Annotated in this window: 18 protein-coding genes; 12 read left to right on the top strand and 6 right to left on the bottom strand. The window is 72.2% G+C overall.

Annotated elements, in window-relative coordinates:
* Positions 1 to 8: 8 nt before the first annotated feature.
* Complete coding sequence (locus tag AB0J72_RS04110) at positions 9 to 959, top strand: electron transfer flavoprotein subunit alpha/FixB family protein (RefSeq protein ID WP_363394216.1); 951 nt, start codon at positions 9 to 11, stop codon at positions 957 to 959.
* A 69-nt stretch (positions 960 to 1,028) separates the two neighbouring features.
* Here the strand turns inward: AB0J72_RS04110 and AB0J72_RS04105 are convergent, their stop codons facing one another.
* On the bottom strand, positions 1,029 to 1,850 hold the full coding sequence (locus AB0J72_RS04105) for an anti-sigma factor (RefSeq protein ID WP_363394213.1): 822 nt from the start codon (positions 1,848 to 1,850) through the stop codon (positions 1,029 to 1,031).
* Positions 1,804 to 2,400, bottom strand: a complete 597-nt coding sequence (locus AB0J72_RS04100) for a sigma-70 family RNA polymerase sigma factor (protein WP_363394210.1) — start codon at positions 2,398 to 2,400, stop codon at positions 1,804 to 1,806. Before AB0J72_RS04100 ends, AB0J72_RS04105 begins: the two co-directional genes overlap by 47 nt.
* A gap of 367 nt (positions 2,401 to 2,767) precedes the next feature.
* Here AB0J72_RS04100 and AB0J72_RS04095 point away from each other — a divergent pair, with 367 nt between their 5' ends.
* The 7 genes from AB0J72_RS04095 to gatA all read left to right on the top strand — a co-directional run bounded on the left by AB0J72_RS04095 (position 2,768) and on the right by gatA (position 12,373).
* Positions 2,768 to 3,937, top strand: coding sequence for a cysteine desulfurase family protein (locus tag AB0J72_RS04095; protein ID WP_363394207.1), 1,170 nt, complete (start codon positions 2,768 to 2,770; stop codon positions 3,935 to 3,937).
* Between the two features lie 13 nt (positions 3,938 to 3,950).
* The gene (gene mnmA / locus AB0J72_RS04090) at positions 3,951 to 5,021 is read left to right on the top strand and encodes a tRNA 2-thiouridine(34) synthase MnmA (protein ID WP_363394203.1); all 1,071 of its coding nucleotides are present in this window, start codon (positions 3,951 to 3,953) and stop codon (positions 5,019 to 5,021) included.
* The gene (locus AB0J72_RS04085) at positions 5,018 to 5,968 is read left to right on the top strand and encodes a methionine synthase (protein WP_363394200.1); all 951 of its coding nucleotides are present in this window, start codon (positions 5,018 to 5,020) and stop codon (positions 5,966 to 5,968) included. The genes mnmA and AB0J72_RS04085 overlap by 4 nt, the downstream gene beginning before the upstream one ends.
* Positions 5,969 to 6,004: 36 nt before the next feature.
* Positions 6,005 to 8,116, top strand: a complete 2,112-nt coding sequence (ligA, locus tag AB0J72_RS04080; protein WP_363394197.1) for an NAD-dependent DNA ligase LigA — start codon at positions 6,005 to 6,007, stop codon at positions 8,114 to 8,116.
* Between the two features lie 219 nt (positions 8,117 to 8,335).
* Positions 8,336 to 10,345: a bifunctional diguanylate cyclase/phosphodiesterase gene (locus AB0J72_RS04075; RefSeq protein ID WP_363394195.1), complete on the top strand. Its 2,010-nt coding sequence runs from the start codon at positions 8,336 to 8,338 to the stop codon at positions 10,343 to 10,345.
* A 249-nt stretch (positions 10,346 to 10,594) separates the two neighbouring features.
* Complete coding sequence (gene gatC, locus AB0J72_RS04070; protein WP_344508144.1) at positions 10,595 to 10,894, top strand: Asp-tRNA(Asn)/Glu-tRNA(Gln) amidotransferase subunit GatC; 300 nt, start codon at positions 10,595 to 10,597, stop codon at positions 10,892 to 10,894.
* Between the two features lie 3 nt (positions 10,895 to 10,897).
* Positions 10,898 to 12,373, top strand: a complete 1,476-nt coding sequence (gene gatA, locus AB0J72_RS04065; RefSeq protein ID WP_363394192.1) for an Asp-tRNA(Asn)/Glu-tRNA(Gln) amidotransferase subunit GatA — start codon at positions 10,898 to 10,900, stop codon at positions 12,371 to 12,373.
* A 44-nt stretch (positions 12,374 to 12,417) separates the two neighbouring features.
* Here the strand turns inward: gatA and AB0J72_RS04060 are convergent, their stop codons facing one another.
* Complete coding sequence (locus AB0J72_RS04060; RefSeq protein WP_344508140.1) at positions 12,418 to 12,594, bottom strand: DUF4236 domain-containing protein; 177 nt, start codon at positions 12,592 to 12,594, stop codon at positions 12,418 to 12,420.
* A 77-nt stretch (positions 12,595 to 12,671) separates the two neighbouring features.
* On the opposite strand from AB0J72_RS04060, the gene gatB reads away from it, so the two are divergent.
* Positions 12,672 to 14,165, top strand: coding sequence for an Asp-tRNA(Asn)/Glu-tRNA(Gln) amidotransferase subunit GatB (gene gatB, locus AB0J72_RS04055; protein ID WP_363394189.1), 1,494 nt, complete (start codon positions 12,672 to 12,674; stop codon positions 14,163 to 14,165).
* 63 nt (positions 14,166 to 14,228) lie between these two features.
* Here the strand turns inward: gatB and AB0J72_RS04050 are convergent, their stop codons facing one another.
* Both AB0J72_RS04050 and AB0J72_RS04045 read right to left on the bottom strand, forming a co-directional pair.
* Positions 14,229 to 15,866, bottom strand: coding sequence for a metallophosphoesterase (locus tag AB0J72_RS04050; protein WP_363394186.1), 1,638 nt, complete (start codon positions 15,864 to 15,866; stop codon positions 14,229 to 14,231).
* A complete protein-coding gene (locus AB0J72_RS04045) occupies positions 15,863 to 16,978 on the bottom strand; it encodes a PQQ-dependent sugar dehydrogenase (RefSeq protein ID WP_363394642.1) in 1,116 nt (371 codons plus the stop codon). The genes AB0J72_RS04050 and AB0J72_RS04045 overlap by 4 nt, the downstream gene beginning before the upstream one ends.
* Before the next feature lie 154 nt (positions 16,979 to 17,132).
* Between AB0J72_RS04045 and AB0J72_RS04040 the strand changes: the two genes are divergently transcribed.
* Genes AB0J72_RS04040 through AB0J72_RS04030 form a run of 3 tightly spaced genes read left to right on the top strand, consistent with a single transcriptional unit; the run spans position 17,133 to position 19,749 of the window.
* Positions 17,133 to 17,624 carry a SigE family RNA polymerase sigma factor gene (locus tag AB0J72_RS04040; RefSeq protein ID WP_363394184.1) on the top strand — a complete coding sequence of 164 codons (492 nt, stop codon included), beginning with the start codon at positions 17,133 to 17,135 and terminating at the stop codon, positions 17,622 to 17,624.
* Entirely contained in the window at positions 17,621 to 18,847 is a 1,227-nt protein-coding gene (locus AB0J72_RS04035) for a hypothetical protein (protein WP_363394181.1), read from the top strand. The genes AB0J72_RS04040 and AB0J72_RS04035 overlap by 4 nt, the downstream gene beginning before the upstream one ends.
* A gap of 17 nt (positions 18,848 to 18,864) precedes the next feature.
* Positions 18,865 to 19,749, top strand: a complete 885-nt coding sequence (locus tag AB0J72_RS04030; protein ID WP_363394178.1) for a 2-hydroxyacid dehydrogenase — start codon at positions 18,865 to 18,867, stop codon at positions 19,747 to 19,749.
* Here the strand turns inward: AB0J72_RS04030 and AB0J72_RS04025 are convergent.
* Positions 19,743 to 20,102 (bottom strand): PH domain-containing protein, encoded by a 360-nt coding sequence (locus tag AB0J72_RS04025; RefSeq protein WP_344508130.1) that lies wholly within the window; start codon positions 20,100 to 20,102, stop codon positions 19,743 to 19,745. The genes AB0J72_RS04030 and AB0J72_RS04025 overlap by 7 nt on opposite strands.
* Positions 20,103 to 20,188 lie beyond the last annotated feature (86 nt).

The raw sequence follows: 20,188 nt of genomic DNA, 5'->3' as shown, positions 1-20,188 counted from the left end.
TCGGAACCATGGCTGAAGTACTGGTCGTCGTCGAGGCCTCCCAGGGTGCCGTCAAGAAGGTCACCCTCGAGATGCTCACCCTCGCCCGCACGCTGGGTGACGTCTCCGCCGTCGTCCTCGGCGGCTCCGCCGCGGCGGTCGCCGACAAGCTCGGCGAGTTCGGCGCCTCGAAGATCTACGCCGCCGAGAGCGAGGACCTCGACGGTTACCTCGTGGCCGGCAAGGCCACCGTCCTCGCGTCGCTGATCCAGCGCGTGTCGCCCGCCGCGGTGCTCGTCGCCTCCAGCCAGGAGGGCAAGGAGATCGCCGGACGGGTCGCCGTCAAGCTCGACAACGGGGTGCTCACCGACATCGTCGCCCTCGACGCCGAGGGTGTCGCCACGCAGGTCGTCTTCGCCGGTTCGACGATCGTGAAGTCGAAGGTCAGCAAGGGCCTGCCGATCGTCACGGTCCGGCCCAACTCGCTCACCCCCACCCCCTCGCCGGCCACCGCGTCGGTCGAGCAGGTCGAGGTCGCGCTGACCGACAAGGACAAGCTGGCGAAGGTCGTCGAGCGCAAGGTCGAGGCGAAGGGCGCCCGCCCGGAGCTCGCCGAGGCCTCGATCGTCGTCTCCGGCGGCCGCGGCGTCGGCAGCGCCGACAACTTCAAGCTCGTCGAGGAGCTGGCCGACCTGCTCGGCGCCGCCGTCGGCGCGTCCCGGGCGGCGGTCGACTCGGGCTTCTACCCGCACCAGTTCCAGGTCGGCCAGACCGGCAAGACGGTGTCGCCGCAGCTGTACGTGGCGCTCGGCATCTCCGGCGCGATCCAGCACCGGGCCGGCATGCAGACGTCGAAGACGATCGTCGCGGTCAACAAGGACCCCGAGGCGCCGATCTTCGAGCTGGCCGACTTCGGCGTGGTCGGCGACCTGTTCAAGGTCGTCCCGCAGGCCGCCGAGGAGATCCGCAAGCGCAAGTAACCCCGCGCTGACGAGAGCGCCGCCCGCCGTCTCCGGCGGGCGGCGCTTTTCCGTGCCCCGGAAGACGGGCTAGGGGAGCGTGCCGCGGAGCAGGCTCTTGCCGGAGTGGGTGGCGTCGCCGTCGTGCGGCTCGGCGGAGATGTCGACGATGTTGAACTTGCGCAGGTCGAGCGTGCCGGGCACGGTCAGCTGCTGGTCGGGCTTCGCGCCCATCACGCCGAGCGCCTGCATGCGCAGCGCGGGGGCGTCCAGGCTGGTCGAGTCGAGCAGCCAGGCCTCGTAGTCGCCGTCGGGCTGGTCCGGCATCCCCTCGGCGTGCACGAACAGCTTCCGCTCCCCGTCGACGCTGACGAGGCAGGCGTAGCCGCCCGCCCCGGCCGGTGCGCCCGGCAGCGCCTCCAGCGACACCCTGGGCGAGCCGGCCGGGCAGGAGGCGACGGCGGGGCCCGGGGACCCGTCCCGCAGCACCAGCGCCGTCCCGGCCGCGGCGGCGACCGCGGCCACGACGGCCGCCGCCGCCGCGACAGCGGCGGTGACCCGCCAGCCGTGCCGGCGACGGACGGTGCCGTCTGCGGGCAGTACCGCGGCCGCTGAAGCGACCCGAGGACGTGCGGCGGTCGGTGGTGGGTCGGTGTGCAGCGTCACGGCGGGCGGGGGTGTGGCCCGGTCGGTCGCCGCCAGCTCCGCCCGGATCCGCTGCCAGACGTGCTCCGGCGGGGGCGGCAGGTCGCGCAGCCGCTGCGTCTGACGGCCGAGGCCGGCGACGTCGCGCAGCTCGTCCACCTCGGTGCGGCACCGCCCGCAGGTGTCGAGGTGGCCGGTCTCGTGCTGGTCGAGGGTCTCCTCACCGAGCGCCAGAAGCACCAGCCGCTCGGGCTCCAAATGTGACACCGTCCACCTCCCATCGACTGCGAAGTCTCGCCATCCCGCGCCGCAGGTGGCTCTTCACCGTGCCCAGCGGCAGGCCTGTCACCGCCGCGATCTGCGGGTGGGTCAGGTCGTCGTAGAACGCCAGCTCCAGCACCCGCCGCTGCTCGCCGGGCAGCTGGGCCATCTCGTCGGCGACGACCAGCCGGTCGACGACCCGGTCCGGCGGCGCCTCGACCTCGACGGCGGGCGCGAGCCGGCGGACCGAGTCGGCGATCCGGTCGTCGCGGGCCGCCGCCCGGATCTGGTCGACGACCTTGCGCCGGGCGATCCCGAGCAGCCAGCCGAGCATCGACCCGCGGGCGGGGTCGAAGCTCTCCCGGCCCAGCCACGCCGCCACGAACGTGGCCTGCGTGACGTCCTCGGCGTCCGTCGTGCTCGCCAGCCCACGGGCGGCGAGGTGGAACACGGCCGGCCCGAACCGCTCGTACGCCTGCCGCAGCGCGCGCTCGTCACCGGCACGGAACAGCTCGGCGAAGCCGTCCTCGCCGTCCGGCGGGTGCCCGGCACTCACCGGGCCCGCCGTGGTTGTCGCCGTCGCACAGGCACGTCCTGAAGTTATCGCATCTCACAGGGGACTTCCGTCTACGTATTCGGCGCGGGCGGGGGTGCTGGATGCAGTACAGGGCAAGAGCGCGTTTTTTCAGACTGCGCGAATTGGCTCCGGCGACGCGCCGACGGTCACCGGCAGTGATGACGTACGACGGGTGCATGCCGTCAGGACCGCCGTCCCGCTGGAGCGATACCCCGCCCGGGACAGCGCCCCTCATCACGTGCGGTGGCCCGGTTCGGCGCGAAGACCGCCGCCGCCGGGACCCTGTGGTGATCACCGGGCAACCGGCGGCGCGGTAAGGAGCGGACGGCCGTTAGGCTTGGGTCCGATGTCGTACCTCGACCATGCCGCCACTACGCCGATGCTCCCGGAGGCGCTCGACGCCTTCGTCGCCGCGGCGCGTGCAGTCGGCAACGCCTCGTCGCTGCACGCTTCCGGCCGCCAGGCCCGCCGCCGGGTGGAGGAGTCGCGCGAGCAGATCGCCGCCGCGCTCGCCGCCAGGCCGTCCGAGGTGATCTTCACCGGGGGCGGCACCGAGAGCGACAACCTCGCCACCAAGGGCATCTTCTGGGCCCGGCGGGCCGCGGATCCGCGGCGCAACCGGATCGTGGCCAGCTCCGTCGAGCACCACGCGGTGCTCGACGCGGTCACCTGGCTGGAGCGGCACGAGGGCGCGGCGGTCACGTGGCTGCCGGTCTCCTCGTCGGGCCGGGTCTCGGTCGACGACTTCGCGCAGGCGGTGTCCGGCGACGACGTTGCGGTCGCCACCGTGATGTGGGCCAACAACGAGGTCGGCACGATCCAGCCGGTCGCCGAGCTGTCCGCCCTGGCGGCCTCCGCGGGGGTGCCGTTCCACACCGACGCGGTGCAGGCCGTCGGGCAGGTCCCCGTCGACTTCGCCGCCAGCGGCGCCGCCGCGCTCACGGTCAGCGGGCACAAGCTCGGCGGCCCGATCGGCGTCGGCGCGCTCCTGCTCGGCCGTGAGGTCGCCTGCACGCCGCTGCTGCACGGCGGCGGGCAGGAGCGCGACGTGCGCTCCGGCACCCTGGACGTGCCCGGGATCGTCGCGCTCGCCGTGGCGGTCGAGCTGTCGGTCAAGACCCAGCGCGAGACCGCGGAGCGGATCGGGCGCCTGCGCGACGACCTCGTCGCCCGGGTCCGCGACGCCGTGCCCGGCGCGATCCTCAACGGCGACCCCGCGGACAGGCTGCCGGGCAACGCGCACTTCTCGTTCCCGGGCTGTGAGGGCGACGCGCTGCTGCTCCTGCTCGACGCGCAGGGCATCGCGTGCTCGACCGGCTCGGCCTGCTCCGCCGGTGTGGCGCAGCCGTCGCATGTACTGATCGCGATGGGCGCCGGTGACGCCGAGGCGCGATCGTCGCTGCGGTTCACCCTCGGGCACACGTCGACCGAGGCCGACGTGGACGCGCTCGTCGCCGCGCTGCCCGGCGTCGTGGAGCGGGCCCGCCGGGCCGGCGCGGTCAAGTCGCGCCTCTAGGTAGGCTTTCGTTGTGAGAGTGCTCGCGGCGATGTCAGGTGGGGTCGACTCGGCGGTCGCGGCCGCGCGGGCGGCCGAGGCCGGTCACGACGTGACCGGGGTCCACCTCGCCCTGGCGCGCAACCCGCAGACGTATCGCAGCGGCGCCCGCGGCTGCTGCACCCTGGAGGACGCCCGCGACGCGCGGCGCGCCGCCGACGTGATCGGGATCCCGTTCTACGTGTGGGACATGGCCGAGCAGTTCCACGACTCGGTCGTGGACGACTTCGTCGCCGAGTACGCGGCCGGGCGGACGCCGAACCCGTGCCTGCGGTGCAACGAGAAGATCAAGTTCGAGGCGGTGCTGGACCGGGCCGTGGCGCTGGGGTTCGACGCGGTCGTCACCGGTCACCACGCGCGGCTCGGCGCCGACGGGCTGCTGCGGCGCAGCGTCGACTACGCGAAGGACCAGTCCTACGTGCTGGCGGTGCTGACGGCCGAGCAGCTGTCCCGGGCGATGTTCCCGCTGGGCGACTCCACGAAGGCCGCCGTCCGCGAGGAGGCCGCCGCGCGCGGCCTGGCCGTGGCGGACAAGCCGGACAGCCACGACATCTGCTTCATCGCCGACGGTGACACGCGGAAGTTCCTCGCCGACCGGCTGGGGTCGCAGCCCGGCGACATCGTGGAGGCCACCACCGGGGCGGTCATCGGGCGGCACGAGGGGGCGTTCGCCTACACGGTGGGCCAGCGCCGCGGGCTCGACCTGCGGGTATCGGCGCCCGACCGCAACCCTCGCTACGTGCTCTCGATCACGCCCGCCACCAACACGGTGACGGTGGGGCCGGCGTCCGCGCTCGAGGTGTCCACCGTGGTGGGTGCCCGGCCGGTGTGGCACGGATCGGCGTCGGCCCTGGACTGCTCCGTACAGCTCAGGGCGCACGGGTCCGTGTTCCCCGCCTCGGTGGTGCTCGACGGCTCGTCCCTGACGGCCTCGCTGCACTCGCCCGCCCGTGGTGTCGCCGCCGGGCAGGCGATCGTCTGCTACCAGCCATCTGACGAAGGCGACATCGTGCTCGGTTCGGCGACCATTTCGGAAACTTCATGACTTTTCCCTGGCCGGTGGGGTCCGCCACCGGGATCGGCTCCATGCCGGGCACCGACATCGCCGAGGCGCAGAGGATCGTGCTCGGCGAGCTGCCGGACCTGCCCCACCTGCCGGAGCTGCCCGGGCGCGGCCCCGGCGCCGACATGATCGGCAGGGGCGGGGCGCTGCTGACGGAGCTGCCGATCGAGCTGTACGCGGGGCGCTGGCGCGTGGCCTCCCGACCCGGCCACGACCTGCGGGTGGCCCTGGACTTCCTCGAGCGCGACCTCGACACGATGACCGAGCAGGCGTCCTCGTTCGCCGGCACGTTCAAGGTCCAGGTGCCCGGCCCGTGGACGCTCGCGGCGTCGCTGCAGCTGCCGATCGGCGGGGCGGTCCTGCGTGACCACGGCGCCGCGCGCGACCTCGCCGCGTCCCTCGCGGACGGCGTGCGCGCGCATGTCGCGTCGGTGCGGGCCCGGCTGCCGCACGCCACGATCCTGCTGCAGGTCGACGAGCCGTCCCTGCCCGCGGTGCTGGCCGGCCGGGTGCCCTCGGAGAGCGGGTACGGCACACTGCGCGCCGTGGACGTCTCCGTCGCGCGGTCCGCGCTGTCGTCGGTGTTCTCGGCGGCCGGTGTGCCGGTGGTCGCGCACTGCTGTGCCCCCGGCGTCCCCTTCGAGCTTCTGCGCGAGGCCGGGGCGGTGGCGGTCGCCGTGGACCTGTCGCTCCTCGCCGACCTGGACGCGCTCGGCGAGCTCCTCGACGGCGGCGCGGGGCTCTTCGCCGGCGTGTCCGGGCCGTCGCCCGCTTCGACCGTGACGGATCTGTGGCGCAAGCTCGGGTTCCCGCTCAGCGCGCTGCCGGCGCAGGTCGTCGTCACGCCGCCGTGCGGGCTCTCGGTGCCGCCGGTGAAGGTGCTGCGGGCGCTGCGCGACGCCGGCCGGCGGCTCACGGATCATCTGTAGCCATTTTTTGTCGTACCCGGGCGGTAAGTTCGTGGCATGAACGACGCAGGGACCGAGCCCACCCTCGAGGCACGCGAGCGGCACACCGAGCTGTCCCGCGAGCTGGACGAGCACCAGTATCGGTATTACATCCTGCAGTCGCCGGCCGTCGACGACTCGGTCTATGACACGTTGATGCGGGAGCTGGAGGCGATCGAGGCCGAGTTCCCGGCGCTCATCACGCCCGACTCGCCCAGCCAGCGGGTCGGCGGCACCTTCTCCACCGACTTCGCGTCGGTGCAGCACGCCGAGCGCATGCTCAGCCTCGACAACGCGCTCAACGACGAGGCGCTCGCCGGCTGGGTCCAGCGCATCGAGCGCGACGCCGGCAGCGCTCCCCGCTACCTGTGCGAGCTGAAGATCGACGGCCTCGCCGTCAACCTCACGTATGAGCGCGGGCGCCTGGTCCGCGCCGCCACCCGCGGCGACGGCCGCACCGGCGAGGACATCACGCTCAACGTGCGGACCATCGCGGGCATCCCGGAGCACCTCACCGGCGCCGACCTGCCCGACCTGCTGGAGGTCCGCGGCGAGGTGTTCTTCACCCTGGCCGGCTTCGAGGAGGTCAACGCGGCCCAGGTCGCCGCCGGTGAGCCGCCGTTCGCCAACCCGCGCAACGCGGCCAGCGGCAGCCTCCGCCAGAAGGATCCGCGGATCACCGCGTCCCGCCCGATGCAGATGCTGGTCCACGGCTTCGGCGCCCGTGAGGGGTTCAATCCGGCCACCCAGTCCGAGGCCTATGACCTGATGCACGCCTGGGGGCTGCCGACCTCACCCCGGTGGAAGGTCTTCGACGACCTCGACGGCGTCCGCGCCTACATCGCCGACTACGGCAAGCGCCGCCACACCATCGAGCACGAGATCGACGGCGTGGTCGTCAAGGTCGACCAGATGTCCATCCAGCGCCGCCTCGGCTCCACCAGCAAGGCGCCCCGCTGGGCGATCGCGTTCAAGTATCCGCCCGAGGAGGCGATGACCAAGCTGCTCGGCATCGAGGTCAACGTCGGGCGCACGGGCCGCGTCACCCCGTTCGCCGTGATGGAGCCCGTCGCCGTGGGCGGCGTCAAGGTCGCGCAGGCGACGCTGCACAACGCGCAGGAGGTCGTCCGCAAGGGCATCCTCATCGGCGACACCGTCGTCATCCGCCGCGCCGGCGACGTCATCCCCGAGGTCCTCGGCCCGGTCGCCGACCGCCGCGACGGATCCGAGGTCGCCTTCGTCATGCCGACGCACTGCCCGTCGTGCGGCACGGCCCTCGCTCCCGAGAAGGAGAGCGACAAGGACATCCGCTGCCCCAACTCGCGGGTCTGCCCGGGCCAGCTCCGCGAGCGCCTCTTCGCCCTCGCCAGCCGCAACGCCCTGGACATCGAGGCCCTCGGCTGGAAGTCCGCCGCCGCCCTGCTCGAGTCCGTCCTCACCAACGAGGCCGAGCTCTTCGACGTCGACGCCGACAAGCTCGCCAAGTCCCCGTTCTTCGTCAACAAGGACGGCTCGCTCAGCAGCACCGCCCAGCTGCTGCTGGTCAACCTCCAGGAGGTCAAGGAGCGCCCCCTCTGGCGCGTCCTGGTCGCCCTCTCCATCCGCCACGTCGGCCCCACCGCGGCGCAGGCCCTGGCCAACTCCATCGGCTCCATGGAGACCATCGCCACCGCCACCCCGGAGGAGCTCGCCGCGGTCGAGGGCGTCGGCCCCACCATCGCCCGCGCCGTCCACGACTGGTTCGCCGTCGACTGGCACCGCGAGATCGTCGACCGCTGGGCGGCGGCCGGCGTCCGCATGGTCGAGGAGCAGGTGGCCTCCGGCCCCCGCCCCCTCGACGGCATCACCGTCGTCGTCACCGGCTCCCTCGACCGCTACTCCCGCGACCAGGCCGCCGAGGCCGTCGCCTCCCGCGGCGGCAAGGTCTCCGGCTCCGTCTCCAAGAAGACGCACTTCGTCGTCGTCGGCGAGTCCCCGGGCTCCAAGGCCGAGAAGGCCGCGACCCTGAAGGTCCCGATCCTCGACGAGGCCGCCTTCGAGGTCCTGCTCACCGAAGGCCCCGACGCCGCCCGCGCCCTGGCCCAGCCCGCGGACGCCGCTCCCGAGGACGCCGTTCCCGCGGGCGGCTGATCGAGGAAGGCCCCGGTCGCCCCTTGCCTGAGTGGCTCACGGAACGTTCGGGAATCGCTACGCAGTAGTGATATTCGATGAAACGTGATCGCCCGGTCGGAGGAATGGCGGGGGTTTTGTGCATCGATTCAGCATCCTTTCCGGTTTGGGTGGCGGTTGAGGTGCACGCTCGCAGGGCGTCTCGACGGAGTGGTCGATGGCACCCGAGCGGGGGAGTGGATGGAGCAGAGCGCGCTGCGTAACGTCGCGCCGCCCAGGCATGCTCATCGGTTCTTCGCCTACGTCGCGGTGGTGGTGGGGGTCGGCGCGATGCTGCTGGCGGGCAGCCTGCCCGGCGGGTTCCCGGCGACTCTTCCGGCGGCGTTCTGGGTGCTCGCGGGGTGTGCGGTCGTCGCTGACACCAAGCCCTTCGTGCAGGTGGGCCGGGACGACGCGATGATGACCTTCCCGTCGGTGTGCTTCACGTTCGCGATCATGCTGGCGTTCGGGTTCGCGCCGGCGGCGCTGGTGCAGCTGGCGGCGGTGGCGATCGCGGCGGGGTGGTTGCGGCACACGGTGTGGCGGGCGGCGTTCAACGCGGCCCAGTACTTCGTGTCGTTCGCGGTGGCGGATCTGATCCTGCGCGGGTCGCATCACGTCGGGTGGATCGTGGTGGCGGCGGTCGCGTGGTTCGTGGTCAACAACCTGCTGGTCTCGACGGCGGTGTGGTTGCGGTTCGGGCAGGGGTGGCGGGCGCGGTTCGCGCGGGCGGTCAGGACCGACGCGCTGGCGACCGGGGCCCTGCTGCTGTCGGCGCCGGGGCTGGTGGCGGCCGCCGGGGTGGACGTGCTGCTGATCCCGTTGGCGCTGGTCACGCTGTACGCGGTGCGCCGGATGACCTCCCTGTCGGCGCAGCGGGCGCTCGAGGCGCGGCGCGATCCGCTGACCGGCCTGGCGAACCGGAAGGGCCTGGAGCGGGCGGTCGAGCAGCGGCTGGAGGAGCACTCGGAGCGGGCCGCGAACCGGCAGGCGGCGCGGCGGCTGGCGCTGCTGCTGCTGGATCTGGACGGGTTCAAGCAGGTCAACGACTCGCTGGGGCACCGGGTGGGCGACCGGCTGCTGATCGAGGTGTCGCGCCGGCTGAACGAGCGGGCCGACGCGGAGGTGGCGCGGCTCGGCGGCGACGAGTTCGCGATCGTGGTGCCGCACCTGCGCGACGTCGCCGAGGCCAGGGTGCACGCGGAGAAGATCATGGACGCGTTGCGGGAGCCGGTGCTGCTGGACGGGTTGCCGATCGACGTGGGCGGGTCGGTGGGGGTGGCGGTGTACCCGGAGCACGGCACGGGCTTCGAGGAGCTGATGCAGCACGCGGACGTGGCGATGTACGACGCGAAGGGGCGCGGCGACAACCTCGCGGTCTACGCGCCGGAGGCCGACCACAACTCGCCGGAGCGGCTGAGCCTGCTCGCCGATCTGCGCAAAGCGCTGGAGACCCCCGGTGACCGGGGGGTCGCGCTGTACTACCAGCCGCAGGTCGAGCTGGCGACCGGCGACGTGGTGGGGCTGGAGGCGCTGCTGCGGTGGCACCACCCGCAGCGGGGGCTCGTCGACCCGGAGGAGCTCATCAAGGTCGCGGAGCACAGCTCGGTGATGCGGCTGCTGACGTTGCGGCTGATCGACGCCGCGATCGACCAGCTCGCGGCGTGGGGCGACCGGGCCGGGCGGGTGCGGGTGGCGGTGAACGTGAGCGTCCGGGACCTGCACACCGGCGAGATCGCGGACCGGATCGAGGCGAAGCTGCGGCAGACGGGGATCGAGCCGGAGCGGCTGGAGCTGGAGATCACGGAGAGCGCGCTGATGGCCGATCCGCGGCGGGTGCTGGCGACGCTCGCCCGGCTGGAGCGGCTCGGGATCGCGATCGCGCTGGACGACTTCGGCACCGGGTACTCCTCGATGCTGCACCTGCGCCGGCTGCCGCTCAAGGAGGTGAAGATCGACCGGTCGTTCGTGCTCGGGGTGGCGACGGACCCCGACGACGCGGCGATCGTGCGGTCGATGATCGACCTGGCGCGGGCGCTCGGGCTGCGGATCGTGGCGGAGGGCGTCGAGGACGAACGGACCTGGCGGATGCTCGTCGAGGCGGGCTGCGACCTGGCACAGGGCTGGTACTTCGCCCGGCCGATGCCGCCGGACGGCCTGCTCGACTGGCTGGCCCGGCACCGCCGTTCCGCGGTCGCCCACAGCACCTGAACGAAACTGTCACACCCCCCGAGTAGGTTCGATGGCAGATCGAAGCGCGACTGCGGCGGCAGTTGAAGATCGCGCGGGAAAGACTGTGGGGGGACACGGTGAAGGAATGCTGTGCGGGTGAGAGCGCCGCGGCGTTGGGTACACCCGCAGGAAACGCCATTGGACAACGGCGAGCGGACCGTCGCGCACGGCGACCGCAGGGGACGAAATAGACTGCGTCGAGCCGACTGTTGAAGGAGCATCGCACCCATGGCCACCATTTCCCGCGAAGAGGTGGCGCATCTCGCCCGCCTCGCGCGGCTTGCAGTCACCGATGACGAGCTCGACACATTCGCCGGGCAGCTCGACGTGATCCTGCAGGCCGTCGCCCAGGTGGGCGAGGTCGCCGCGGTTGACGTGCCGCCGACGTCGCACTCCGTGCCGCTGACCAACGTGTTCCGCGACGACGTCGTCGTGCCGGGGCTGACGCGCGAGGAGGCGCTGTCGGGCGCGCCCGACGCCGAGGAGAACCGCTTCCGCGTCCCGCGGATCCTGGACGAGGAGGCCTGAGCGATGTCTGACGTCACCAAGCTGAGTGCGGCCGAGCTCGGCCGCAAGCTCGCCGCGAAGGAGCTGTCCGCGGTCGAGGTCGCCACCGCCCACCTGGAGCGGATCGAGGCGGTCGAGGGCAAGGTCCACGCGTTCCTGCACGTCGACCGCGACGGCGCGCTCGCCGAGGCGAAGAAGATCGACGACGCCCGTGCCAAGGGCGACGAGGTCCGCCCGCTCGCCGGCGTGCCGGTCGCCGTCAAGGACGTGATCACGACCAAGGGCGTGCCGACCACCGCGGGATCGAAGATTCTCGAGGGCTGGCGGCCGCCGTACGACGCGACGATCATGACGCGGATGCGCGAGGCCGGGCTCGTCATGCTCGGCAAGACCAACATGGACGAGTTCGCGATGGGCAGCTCGACCGAGTATTCGGCGTATGGGCCCACGTACAACCCGTGGGACACCGGCCGGATCCCCGGCGGCTCCGGCGGTGGCTCGGCCGCGGCGGTCGCGGCGTATGAGGCGCCTCTGGCCATCGGCACCGACACCGGCGGCTCGATCCGCCAGCCGGCCGCGGTCACCGGCACCGTCGGCGCGAAGCCGACCTACGGCGGCACGTCGCGCTACGGTCTCGTCGCCTTCTCCAGCTCGCTGGACACCCCGGGCCCGTGCGCGCGGACCGTCGAGGACGCGGCGCTGCTGCACGCGATCATCGGCGGCCACGACCCGCGCGACTCGACGTCGATCCCGCAGCCGATGCCCGACGTGGTCGGCGCGGCCCGGCTCGGCGCGACCGGTGACCTCAGCGGGGTCCGGCTCGGCCTGGTCAAGGAGTTCGCCGGCGAAGGCGCCGAGCCCGGCGTCGCCGCCGCGTATCGCGAGTCGGTCGACGCGCTGGTGAAGCTGGGCGCGGAGATCGTCGAGGTCTCGTGCCCCAACTTCAAGTTCGCGCTGCCGGCCTATTACCTGATCGCGCCGAGCGAGTGCTCGTCCAACCTGGCCAGGTTCGACGGCGTGCGGTTCGGGCTGCGCAGCGGCGACGACGGCAAGCGGTCGCTCGAAGAGGTCATGCAGCTGACCCGTGAGGAAGGCTTCGGCCCCGAGGTCAAGCGCCGGATCATCCTGGGCACCTATGCGCTGTCCGCCGGCTACTACGACGCCTACTACGGGCAGGCGCAGAAGGTGCGGACGCTGATCTCCCGGGACTTCGAGCAGGCCTTCGGCAAGGCGGACGTGCTGGTCGCGCCGACCACGCCGTTCGTGGCGTTCCCGCTCGGGTCACGCACGTCCGACCCCTACCAGATGTATCTGGCGGACCTCTACACGATCCCGTCGAACCTGTATGGCGGGCCCGCGATCTCCGTGCCGGCCGGTCTGTCCGAAGGGCTGCCGGTGGGGCTGCAGATCATGGCGCCGACGATGGCCGACGACCGGATGTACCGGGTCGCCGCGGCTCTCGAGTCGGCGCTGCCGCCGCTGACCCCGCCCGCGCTGTAACGGTCGAAGGGCGGCCCTGTGAAGAGCCGCCCTTTCATCGGGGTTCAGCCGCGGCTGCCCTGGCGCCACGAGAAGGGGCCGGGGAGGTCGACGCGGTTCTTCTTGGTCCGCGAGTTCCACGACCAGGGGCCCAGCTTGAAGCTCCAGGAAGAGAACCCTTCCTGGGTGAAGTGGAAAATGAACGGGCCGAACTTCTTGCTCTTCCGAAACTGCACCGGCATGGCGTTCTCCTCTCCAGGTGAGCAGTTGGTACCCAATGCCGGGCATGGATACACCAGAGGCTGAAAGTAGGCGTTAGATGAGCACCGCGACCCAGCTGTCGTACGACGAGGCGGTGGCGCGCTTCGAGCCGGTCATCGGCCTGGAGACGCACGTCGAGCTCGGCACCAACACGAAGATGTTCTGCGGCTGCCCGACCGAGTTCGGCGCGGAGCCCAACACCCAGGTCTGCCCGGTCTGCCTCGGCCTGCCCGGCTCCCTGCCGGTCGCCAACCGCGCCGCGATCGAGGCGACGATTCGCATCGGGCTCGCGCTCAACTGCTCGATCGCGCCGTGGGGCCGCTTCGCCCGCAAGAACTACTTCTACCCGGACATGCCGAAGAACTTCCAGATCAGCCAGTACGACGAGCCGCTGTGCGTCGACGGCTTCCTCGAGGTCGACGTCGACGGGGAGCTGGTCCGCATCGGCATCGAGCGGGTCCACCTGGAGGAGGACACGGGCAAGTCGCTGCACGTCGGCGGCTCGACCGGGCGTATCCACGGCGCCACCGAGTCCCTCGTGGACTACAACCGCGCCGGCATCCCCCTCGTCGAGATCGTGACCAAGCCCGTGCCGGGCACCGGGGCCCGGGCGCCGCAGATCGCGAAGGCCTATGTCACGGAGCTGCGCGACGTCATCCGTTCGCTGGGTGTCTCCGATGTGCGGATGGAGCAGGGCTCGATGCGCTGCGACGTGAACACGTCGCTGAACCGGCCCGGCGAGGAGTGGGGCACCCGCACCGAGACGAAGAACGTCAACTCGCTGCGCAGCGTCGAGCGGGCCGTCCGGTCCGAGATCATCCGGCAGTCCGGGGTCCTCACCGACGGCGGGACGATCACCCAGGAGACCCGGCACTTCCACGAGAACACCGGCGAGACCACGTCCGGCCGCAGCAAGGAGACGGCGACCGACTACCGGTACTTCCCGGAGCCGGACCTCGTGCCGCTCGCGCCGTCTGCGGAGTGGGTCGCGGAGCTCAAGGCGGCGCTGCCGGAGCTGCCGCGGGTCCGCCGCCAGCGCCAGCAGGCCGAGTGGGGCTTCTCCGACCTCGACATGCAGTCGGTGCTCAACGCCGGCGCGTGGGAGCTGATCGGGGCGACCGTCGCCGCCGGCACCAGCGCGGCCGCCGCCCGCAAGTGGTGGCTGGGGGAGCTGGCCCGGCACGCCAACGAGACCGACAAGGAGCTCGACGCGCTCGGCGTCAGCCCGGAGGCGGTCGCGCAGCTGCAGGGCCTGGTCGACGCCGGCAAGATCAACGACAAGCTCGCCCGGGTGGTGCTGGAGGGCGTCATCGCCGGTGAGGGCACGCCCGCCGAGGTCGTCGCGGCCCGCGGGCTGGAGGTCGTCTCCGACGAGGGCGCGCTGACGAAGGCCGTCGACGAGGCGATCGCCGCCAACCCCGACATCGCGGCGAAGGTCCGGGACGGCAAGGTCGCCGCCGCGGGTGCGCTCGTCGGCGCGGTCATGAAGGCCACCGGCGGCAAGGCGGACGCGAAGACGGTCCGCGAGCTGGTCATCGCCCGCCTGTCGTAGGCGGCCGGGTCACAGACGGAAGCGGCGTCGGCACCGGGGAACGGTGCCGGCGCCGCTTTGTCATCACCCGCTTGTCGTCGGTGACGGGGTCGCGGTCAAGGACGGCGTCGGCACCGGGGACGGGGACGGTGGTGGCGCCGCCTTGTCGGGGGCCACGATGTGCCGCTGGAGCGACACCTCCGTCAGGCCCGTCCCGCCGACCTGGATGTCGTCGTACGCCGTCAGGTGGCGGTCTTTGTCGAAGTACAGGATGGACAGCGCGAGCGGCAGCGGCTTGGCGCTCTCCAGGCCGCGCAGCCCGGCGCCGCCGGTGGAGCCCTCGACCATCAGCAGGGTGCGCTCCGGCTGCGTGACCGCGGGCGACGCGCCGTCGGACGGCAGCACGACCGGAATGGTCGGGTCGAGCCGCGTGATCGAGCGGGCGTGCCGGTGCCCGGCCAGGACCAGCGGGCAGATCCCCGCGAGGGGCTGCGCGGCCACCGGGTCGTGGACGAGGGCGACGTCGACCGGCTTCGGGCTGGCCAGGATCTTGTCCGCGAGCAGCTGACCGGAGGAGACGACCGCCGCGTGCTGCTCCTCGTTGGTCGCATCGGTCGACTTGTCCGGGGTGAACCGGGGGTCGCCGATGCCCGCGAACGTCAGGCCCTTGACCGTGGTGATCGAGTTGTCGAGCACGGTCGCGTTGGGCTGCTTGGCGACCGCGGCGGCGGTGACCGCCGAGTCGTGGTTGCCGCGGATGTACAGGTACGGCACCCGCAGCTTGCTGATCTCCCCGACGTAGGAGGCCTCCGGCTCGCTGCCCCAGTCGTTGATGTCGCCGGTGTCGACGACGACGTCGACGCTGAACTGGTCGGCGACGGTGCGGACCACGCCCCACGCCGCCGGGTTGAGGTGCATGTCGGAGATGTGCAGGACCTTCGTCGCGCTGGTGTCGGGCTCGTACACGGGCAGCGCGGAGATCGTGCCGTACAGCTTGGAGACGTTGAGGACCAGCTTCTGCAGCTGCGCGCGGTACTCCTCGTAGCGGTCGGTGATCCGGCGGGCGTCACCGATGATCGCCGGCGCGTTCACCAGCAGACCGCGGTAGGTCGGCTCCTGGATCGCGGCGGGCTTGAACGTCAGCGCGGTCGCTCCGCCGACCGAGGCGAGCACCGCCACGACCACCAGGCCGCCGATCGCCGTCTCGCGCCGGGCCCGGAACACCAGCCCGACGAGGATCAGCGCGCCGAGCAGCCCGGAGCCGGCGGTCTGCAGCGCCAGCCGGCGCACGCCCAGGTTGAGCTGGTCGACGGCGTCGTGGCTGACCTGCTCCAGGTTGCCGCCGCCGGCGACGACCGCCCTGGTCCGCGCCTCGTCGAGCGACTCCAGGCGGATCTCCAGGTGGGCCGGGCCGTCGTGGCTGTCCAGCTCCAGCGACCCCAGCGGCGGGATCTCCACCGACGTGTCGCCGTGCCACGACGGCGTCAGCGACAGCTGCGCCTGGAACGGGCCGATGTCCTGGGTCGTGTGCCCGCCGAGCTCGACGCCGATGAGCATGCCGACGATCGCGACGACCCCGAGCAGCGCGCCGTGCAGGATCCGCCGCCATACCGTCTGGCTGGTGCGGAACGTGCGGCGTTGCCGCCGGCCGGCCGCCATGATCGTCCGGCGCTGGATCCGGCGGGCGGCCAGCGCGGCCCGCCGGTGGAACGGTGAGGTCAACTCTTTCCGGCCCCGCCCACGTTGCTGATCACGATCCGCAGCAGCTTGTCATCGTCGGCCTTCGGTGTGCCGCGGCCGTCCTTGTTGGACGTCGAGACCCAGATGCTGTTGTCCGGCGCGGCGACCGCGGCGCGCAGCCGCCCGTGCGTGTCCTTCAGCAGCGCGCTCGGCTCGCCGAGGAGGCCGCCCTTGTCGGTGAGCTGCATCACGTACAGCCGCTCGCCCTTCAGGCACGAGGTGACGAGGAACCCCTCCATGGCCGCGAGCCCGGAGCACGACGCCTCGGACGTCTTCCACACCTGGATCGGGTCGACGAACTTCGGGTCGTTGCCCTTGCCCTCGTACGTCGGCCAGCCGTAGTTCTTGCCCGCCTCGATCACGTTGATCTCGTCCCATTCGCCGGCGCCGAACTCCACGGCATACATCCGGTTGTTCTTGTCCCAGGCGAAGCCTTGCACGTTGCGATGTCCGAGGCTGTACACGGCGGTTCCGAACGGGTTACCGGGGGCCGGCTTCCCGTCGGGCTGGATCCGCAGGATCTTGCCGCCGAGGCTGTTGAGGTTCGGCGCGTTCTCCGGCTTCGACGCGTCGCCGGTCGACACGTACAGGAACCCGTCGGGTCCGAAGTGGATCTGGCCGCCGTTGTGGATCCCCGCCTTCGGGATGCCGGTCAGGATCGGGGTCGGCGGCGCGCCGAGCGTGAGCTTGGCGACCCGGTTGTCGTCCTTGGCGGTGTAGTAGACGAACACCGTCTTGTCCGTGTCGTACTGCGGCGACACCGCGATGCCCATCAGGCCGCCCTCGCCGCCCGGCATGACTTCGTCGATGGTCTGCACGGTCGTCACGGTGAGCCCGTCGGACGTGGACTCCTTGCCGACCTTCAGGAGCTTCTTGCTGTCACGCTCGGTGATCAGAGCGGAACCGTCCGGCAGGAACGCGATGCCCCACGGCACCGCCAGGCCCTTGGCCAGCACGGTCGTCGCGACCTGCGTCTGGCCGCCCTCCTCCTCGCCGCCGGACGTCGATGCGCTCGGGTACGGCGACAGCTTCGGCGGGGAGCCCAGCTCGTCAGGGGGCGGCGGGCCGAACGAGCAGCCGGCGAGGGCCAGCATGACCGTGGCGCTCGCCGCCAGGCACTTCGCGTACGTCCGGGCTTTCACCCGCCCAAGACTAGCGTTGCGATACATCTTCTTCCTTTCAACCTTTGTCCGCGGGTCGGCGTCTGCTGGTGTGACGGTGCGTTGCGACCTTGTGCAGAGGAGCCATATGGCGGCCGAGGAGTTCCAGGACTTCGTCGAGGTTCGATACGGCGACCTGCTGCGCACCGCGTTTCTGCTGACCGGCAGCCGGCACGCCGCCGAGGACCTGCTGCAGAGCAGCCTGCTGAAGGTCATGCGGCACTGGGACCGGGTCGACGAGCCGTTCGCCTACGTGCGGCGGGTCATGGTCAACCAGCGCACCAGCATCTGGCGCCGGCTGCGCAACGCCGAGGTCCTGACCGGCGAGCCGCCGGACCGGCCGGGGGTGGACCCGTCCGATCAGGTCCTCGCCCGGCGGATGCTGCTGGAGGCGCTGGACGGGCTGCCGGCGCGGATGCGTGCCGTGCTGGTGCTGCGGTACTGGGAGGACCTGACCGAGACGGAGACCGCTTCGCTGCTGGGCATCTCGGTCGGATCGGTGAAGAGCCAGGCGTCGCGCGGGCTGGCCCGGCTGCGCGGCGTGCTCGGTGTGGATCTGCTGGCCGGGAGGGCGTCATGAGCATCGAGCTGGAACGGGCGCTCCGCGACGCCTTCCGCGACGCGGCCGGGACCGTCGTGCCCCGGCCGGAGCCGATGCGCCGGCTCCTGCGCCGCCGCCGGCGCCGGTGGGCCGGGCTGCTGTCGCTGCTGGCCACGGTCGCCGTCGCGATCGTCGCGGGGGTGGTCCCCGCCGTACAGCCGGCGACCTCCGAGAAGCAGCGGCCCTACCCGCCGCTGCCGACGTGGACGCTGGCGCTGCTCGACTCGCCGACCCGTGGCTCGCTCGCCGGCGACGCGGACCTGCTGCGTGCCGTCGAGTCCTCCTTCTCCGGCGGCGTCAAGGTGCTGTTCCTCGGCGACGTGTCGGGGCGCCGGTTCCTCGTGTACGTGCGCTACGACGAGCGTTCGGCGACGCTGTACCACAGCGACATCCCGGTGCAGGGCACTGTGGAGGACCTCGTCGGAGGGGCTGTCGCGGGGCCGCTCGGGCCGCTGGTCACCGTCACCAGCACCGCCGCGCCGGTCGCCATCGGGCTCGCCCCGGCGGCCTGCGTGATCGAACGGTCGATCGGCGCCTCCGCCAGCCCGGAGAACACCGTCGAGCACAAGTGGGCGGGCGCGCCGGACGGCAGCTGGACGGTCTGGGCGGCGCCCGACCCGCGGGAGCGCTGGCGGGTCAGCTGCGACGACAAGATCCGCTCGGAGGCGCCGGCCGTGCTCGACACCTCCTCCTACGAGAACCTGATCTCCTCCGCCGGCATCCAGCACGAGCCGCTGCGGCAGCGCTGGAGCGGTCCGATCGAGGGATCCGCCGGGACGTGGACGCTGTCGACCGCCCGCCTGCCCTCCGGGGCCGTCGCGGTGGTGCTCGCCGACGCCCCCGCCGCGGCGACGGTCGCGACCACGTTCACGGCGGCGCCCGGTCGCGGCGGCCCCGGGGTGGTGTCCACCTCCATCAGCGCCGACCCGGACGTGATCGTCATCCGGGTGCCGTCCCCTTCCGGCCGGCTCGGCGACCGGGTGCTGATCTTCGCGGCGAAGCCGGGTGCGACCCAGGCATACGTCCGCGCGGAGATCGGCGGCCTCGGCGCGACGCTGACCGGCGGCGTCGCCGTGACGAACGCCCGGCCCGGGCCCGTCGCCGTCCGGGACGCCACCGGGGCGGAGATCGGCTCGACCTGGCTGCTGGAGGAGGTGCCGCAGCTGTTCGGGGAGAGGCTCGTCTCGGACTGGGAGTCCTGATCGCTACTGTTCGCCGGGTGAAGGTTTGCATCCCGCACGAGGACGGGCTGGCGCTGCTCGGCCCGCTGCCTCCGTCGGTCTCGGTCACCGTCTCCGTCACGCCCGACGACGTCGAGTTCTGGGTGCCGCCGTTCCTCGCCTCGCCGGACGTGGTCGAGCTGGCGGCGGCGCTGCCGCGGCTCGCGGTCGTGCAGCTCATGAGCGCCGGCGCCGACCGGTGGGCGGGCCGGCTGCGCCCCGGCGTGCAGCTGTGCGACGCCCGCGGGGTGCACGACTCGTCCACGTCGGAGTGGGTGGTGGCGGCGATCCTGGCCTATCTGCGCGACTTCCCGCATTTCGTGCGGACGGGACGGGAGTGGTCGTACCGGCAGACCGACGAGCTCGCGGGCAAGCGGGTGCTCATCGTCGGTGCCGGCTCGATCGGCGCCGCGGTCGAGGCCCGGCTGGCGCCGTTCGAGGTGTCGGTGACCCCGGTCGCCCGCCGCGCGCGGGACGGCGTCCACGGCGTGGACGAACTGCCGTCGCTGCTGCCGTCCGCGGACGTGGTGGTGCTGCTGGTGCCGCTGACGCCCGAGACGACCGGCTTGGTCTCGGCCTCGTTCCTGGCGGCGATGCCGGACGGGGCGCTGCTGGTCAACGCGGCCCGGGGACCCGTGGTCGACACCGGTGCGATCCTCGCCGAGACGGTGTCGGGGCGGCTCGGCTATGCGACCGACGTCACCGACCCGGAGCCGTTGCCGGCGTCACATCCGCTCTGGGACCTGCCGAACGTGCTGATCACTCCGCACGTCGCAGGTTCTGTACGAGGTCTGCTCCGCCGTGCCTATGCGCTGGCGGGAGACCAGGTGCGACGGTTCGCCGCCGGGGAGCCGCTCATCAACGTGGTGGTCGACGGCTACTGAGTCATCGCCGTGATGCGCTCGACGTCCTGCGGGCGGACCGCGTCGAGCTTCACGAAATGTCCGTTGGCGAGGCGGGCCTGGACGACCCCCTCCTGACTGACCAGGCCGTCGACCGCGGCCCACGGCACGCGGCGGCTGCCCAGCAGCGCCCGCACCGTGAAGCCGTCGTCGTCCACGTCGGTGCCGGCCCGCCACGCCCACACGGCGATCGCGATCGGCACCAGCAGGACGGGCAGGAACCAGAGGCTCTCGGCCAGCAGCGGGATGGCGCCGATGGTGGCGATGCCGGCCGCCACGGCGAGCGATGCGCTGCGCCGGAACCTGACCTTGGGACGCGTGGTTCGGGTGGTCACGAGGACAAGTCTCGCACCTTTCGTGGAACTGCTTCTTGTCGGTGGGTCGGGGCATACTGGCGCGGTGGGGGAGCAGGATCGGGACG

This window comes from Dactylosporangium sp. NPDC049742, from assembly GCF_040674675.1.
GTDB lineage: Bacteria > Actinomycetota > Actinomycetes > Mycobacteriales > Micromonosporaceae > Dactylosporangium > Dactylosporangium maewongense.
The sequence above is the reverse complement of the archived record's forward strand: the minus strand, read 5'-3'. Positions and strand labels throughout refer to the sequence as shown.

What these genes read in the sequence shown, in the direction of transcription:
- AB0J72_RS04110 (WP_363394216.1), top strand. Translation starts at nt 9, where the DNA reads ATGGCTGAAGTACTGGTCGTCGTCGAGGCCTCCCAGGGTGCCGTCAAG.
- AB0J72_RS04095 (WP_363394207.1), top strand. Translation starts at nt 2,768, where the DNA reads ATGTCGTACCTCGACCATGCCGCCACTACGCCGATGCTCCCGGAGGCG.
- AB0J72_RS04085 (WP_363394200.1), top strand. Translation starts at nt 5,018, where the DNA reads ATGACTTTTCCCTGGCCGGTGGGGTCCGCCACCGGGATCGGCTCCATG.
- ligA (WP_363394197.1), top strand. Translation starts at nt 6,005, where the DNA reads ATGAACGACGCAGGGACCGAGCCCACCCTCGAGGCACGCGAGCGGCAC.
- AB0J72_RS04075 (WP_363394195.1), top strand. Translation starts at nt 8,336, where the DNA reads ATGGAGCAGAGCGCGCTGCGTAACGTCGCGCCGCCCAGGCATGCTCAT.
- gatC (WP_344508144.1), top strand. Translation starts at nt 10,595, where the DNA reads ATGGCCACCATTTCCCGCGAAGAGGTGGCGCATCTCGCCCGCCTCGCG.
- gatA (WP_363394192.1), top strand. Translation starts at nt 10,898, where the DNA reads ATGTCTGACGTCACCAAGCTGAGTGCGGCCGAGCTCGGCCGCAAGCTC.
- AB0J72_RS04060 (WP_344508140.1), bottom strand. Translation starts at nt 12,594, where the DNA reads ATGCCGGTGCAGTTTCGGAAGAGCAAGAAGTTCGGCCCGTTCATTTTC.
- gatB (WP_363394189.1), top strand. Translation starts at nt 12,672, where the DNA reads ATGAGCACCGCGACCCAGCTGTCGTACGACGAGGCGGTGGCGCGCTTC.
- AB0J72_RS04045 (WP_363394642.1), bottom strand. Translation starts at nt 16,978, where the DNA reads ATGCTGGCCCTCGCCGGCTGCTCGTTCGGCCCGCCGCCCCCTGACGAG.
- AB0J72_RS04040 (WP_363394184.1), top strand. Translation starts at nt 17,133, where the DNA reads ATGGCGGCCGAGGAGTTCCAGGACTTCGTCGAGGTTCGATACGGCGAC.
- AB0J72_RS04035 (WP_363394181.1), top strand. Translation starts at nt 17,621, where the DNA reads ATGAGCATCGAGCTGGAACGGGCGCTCCGCGACGCCTTCCGCGACGCG.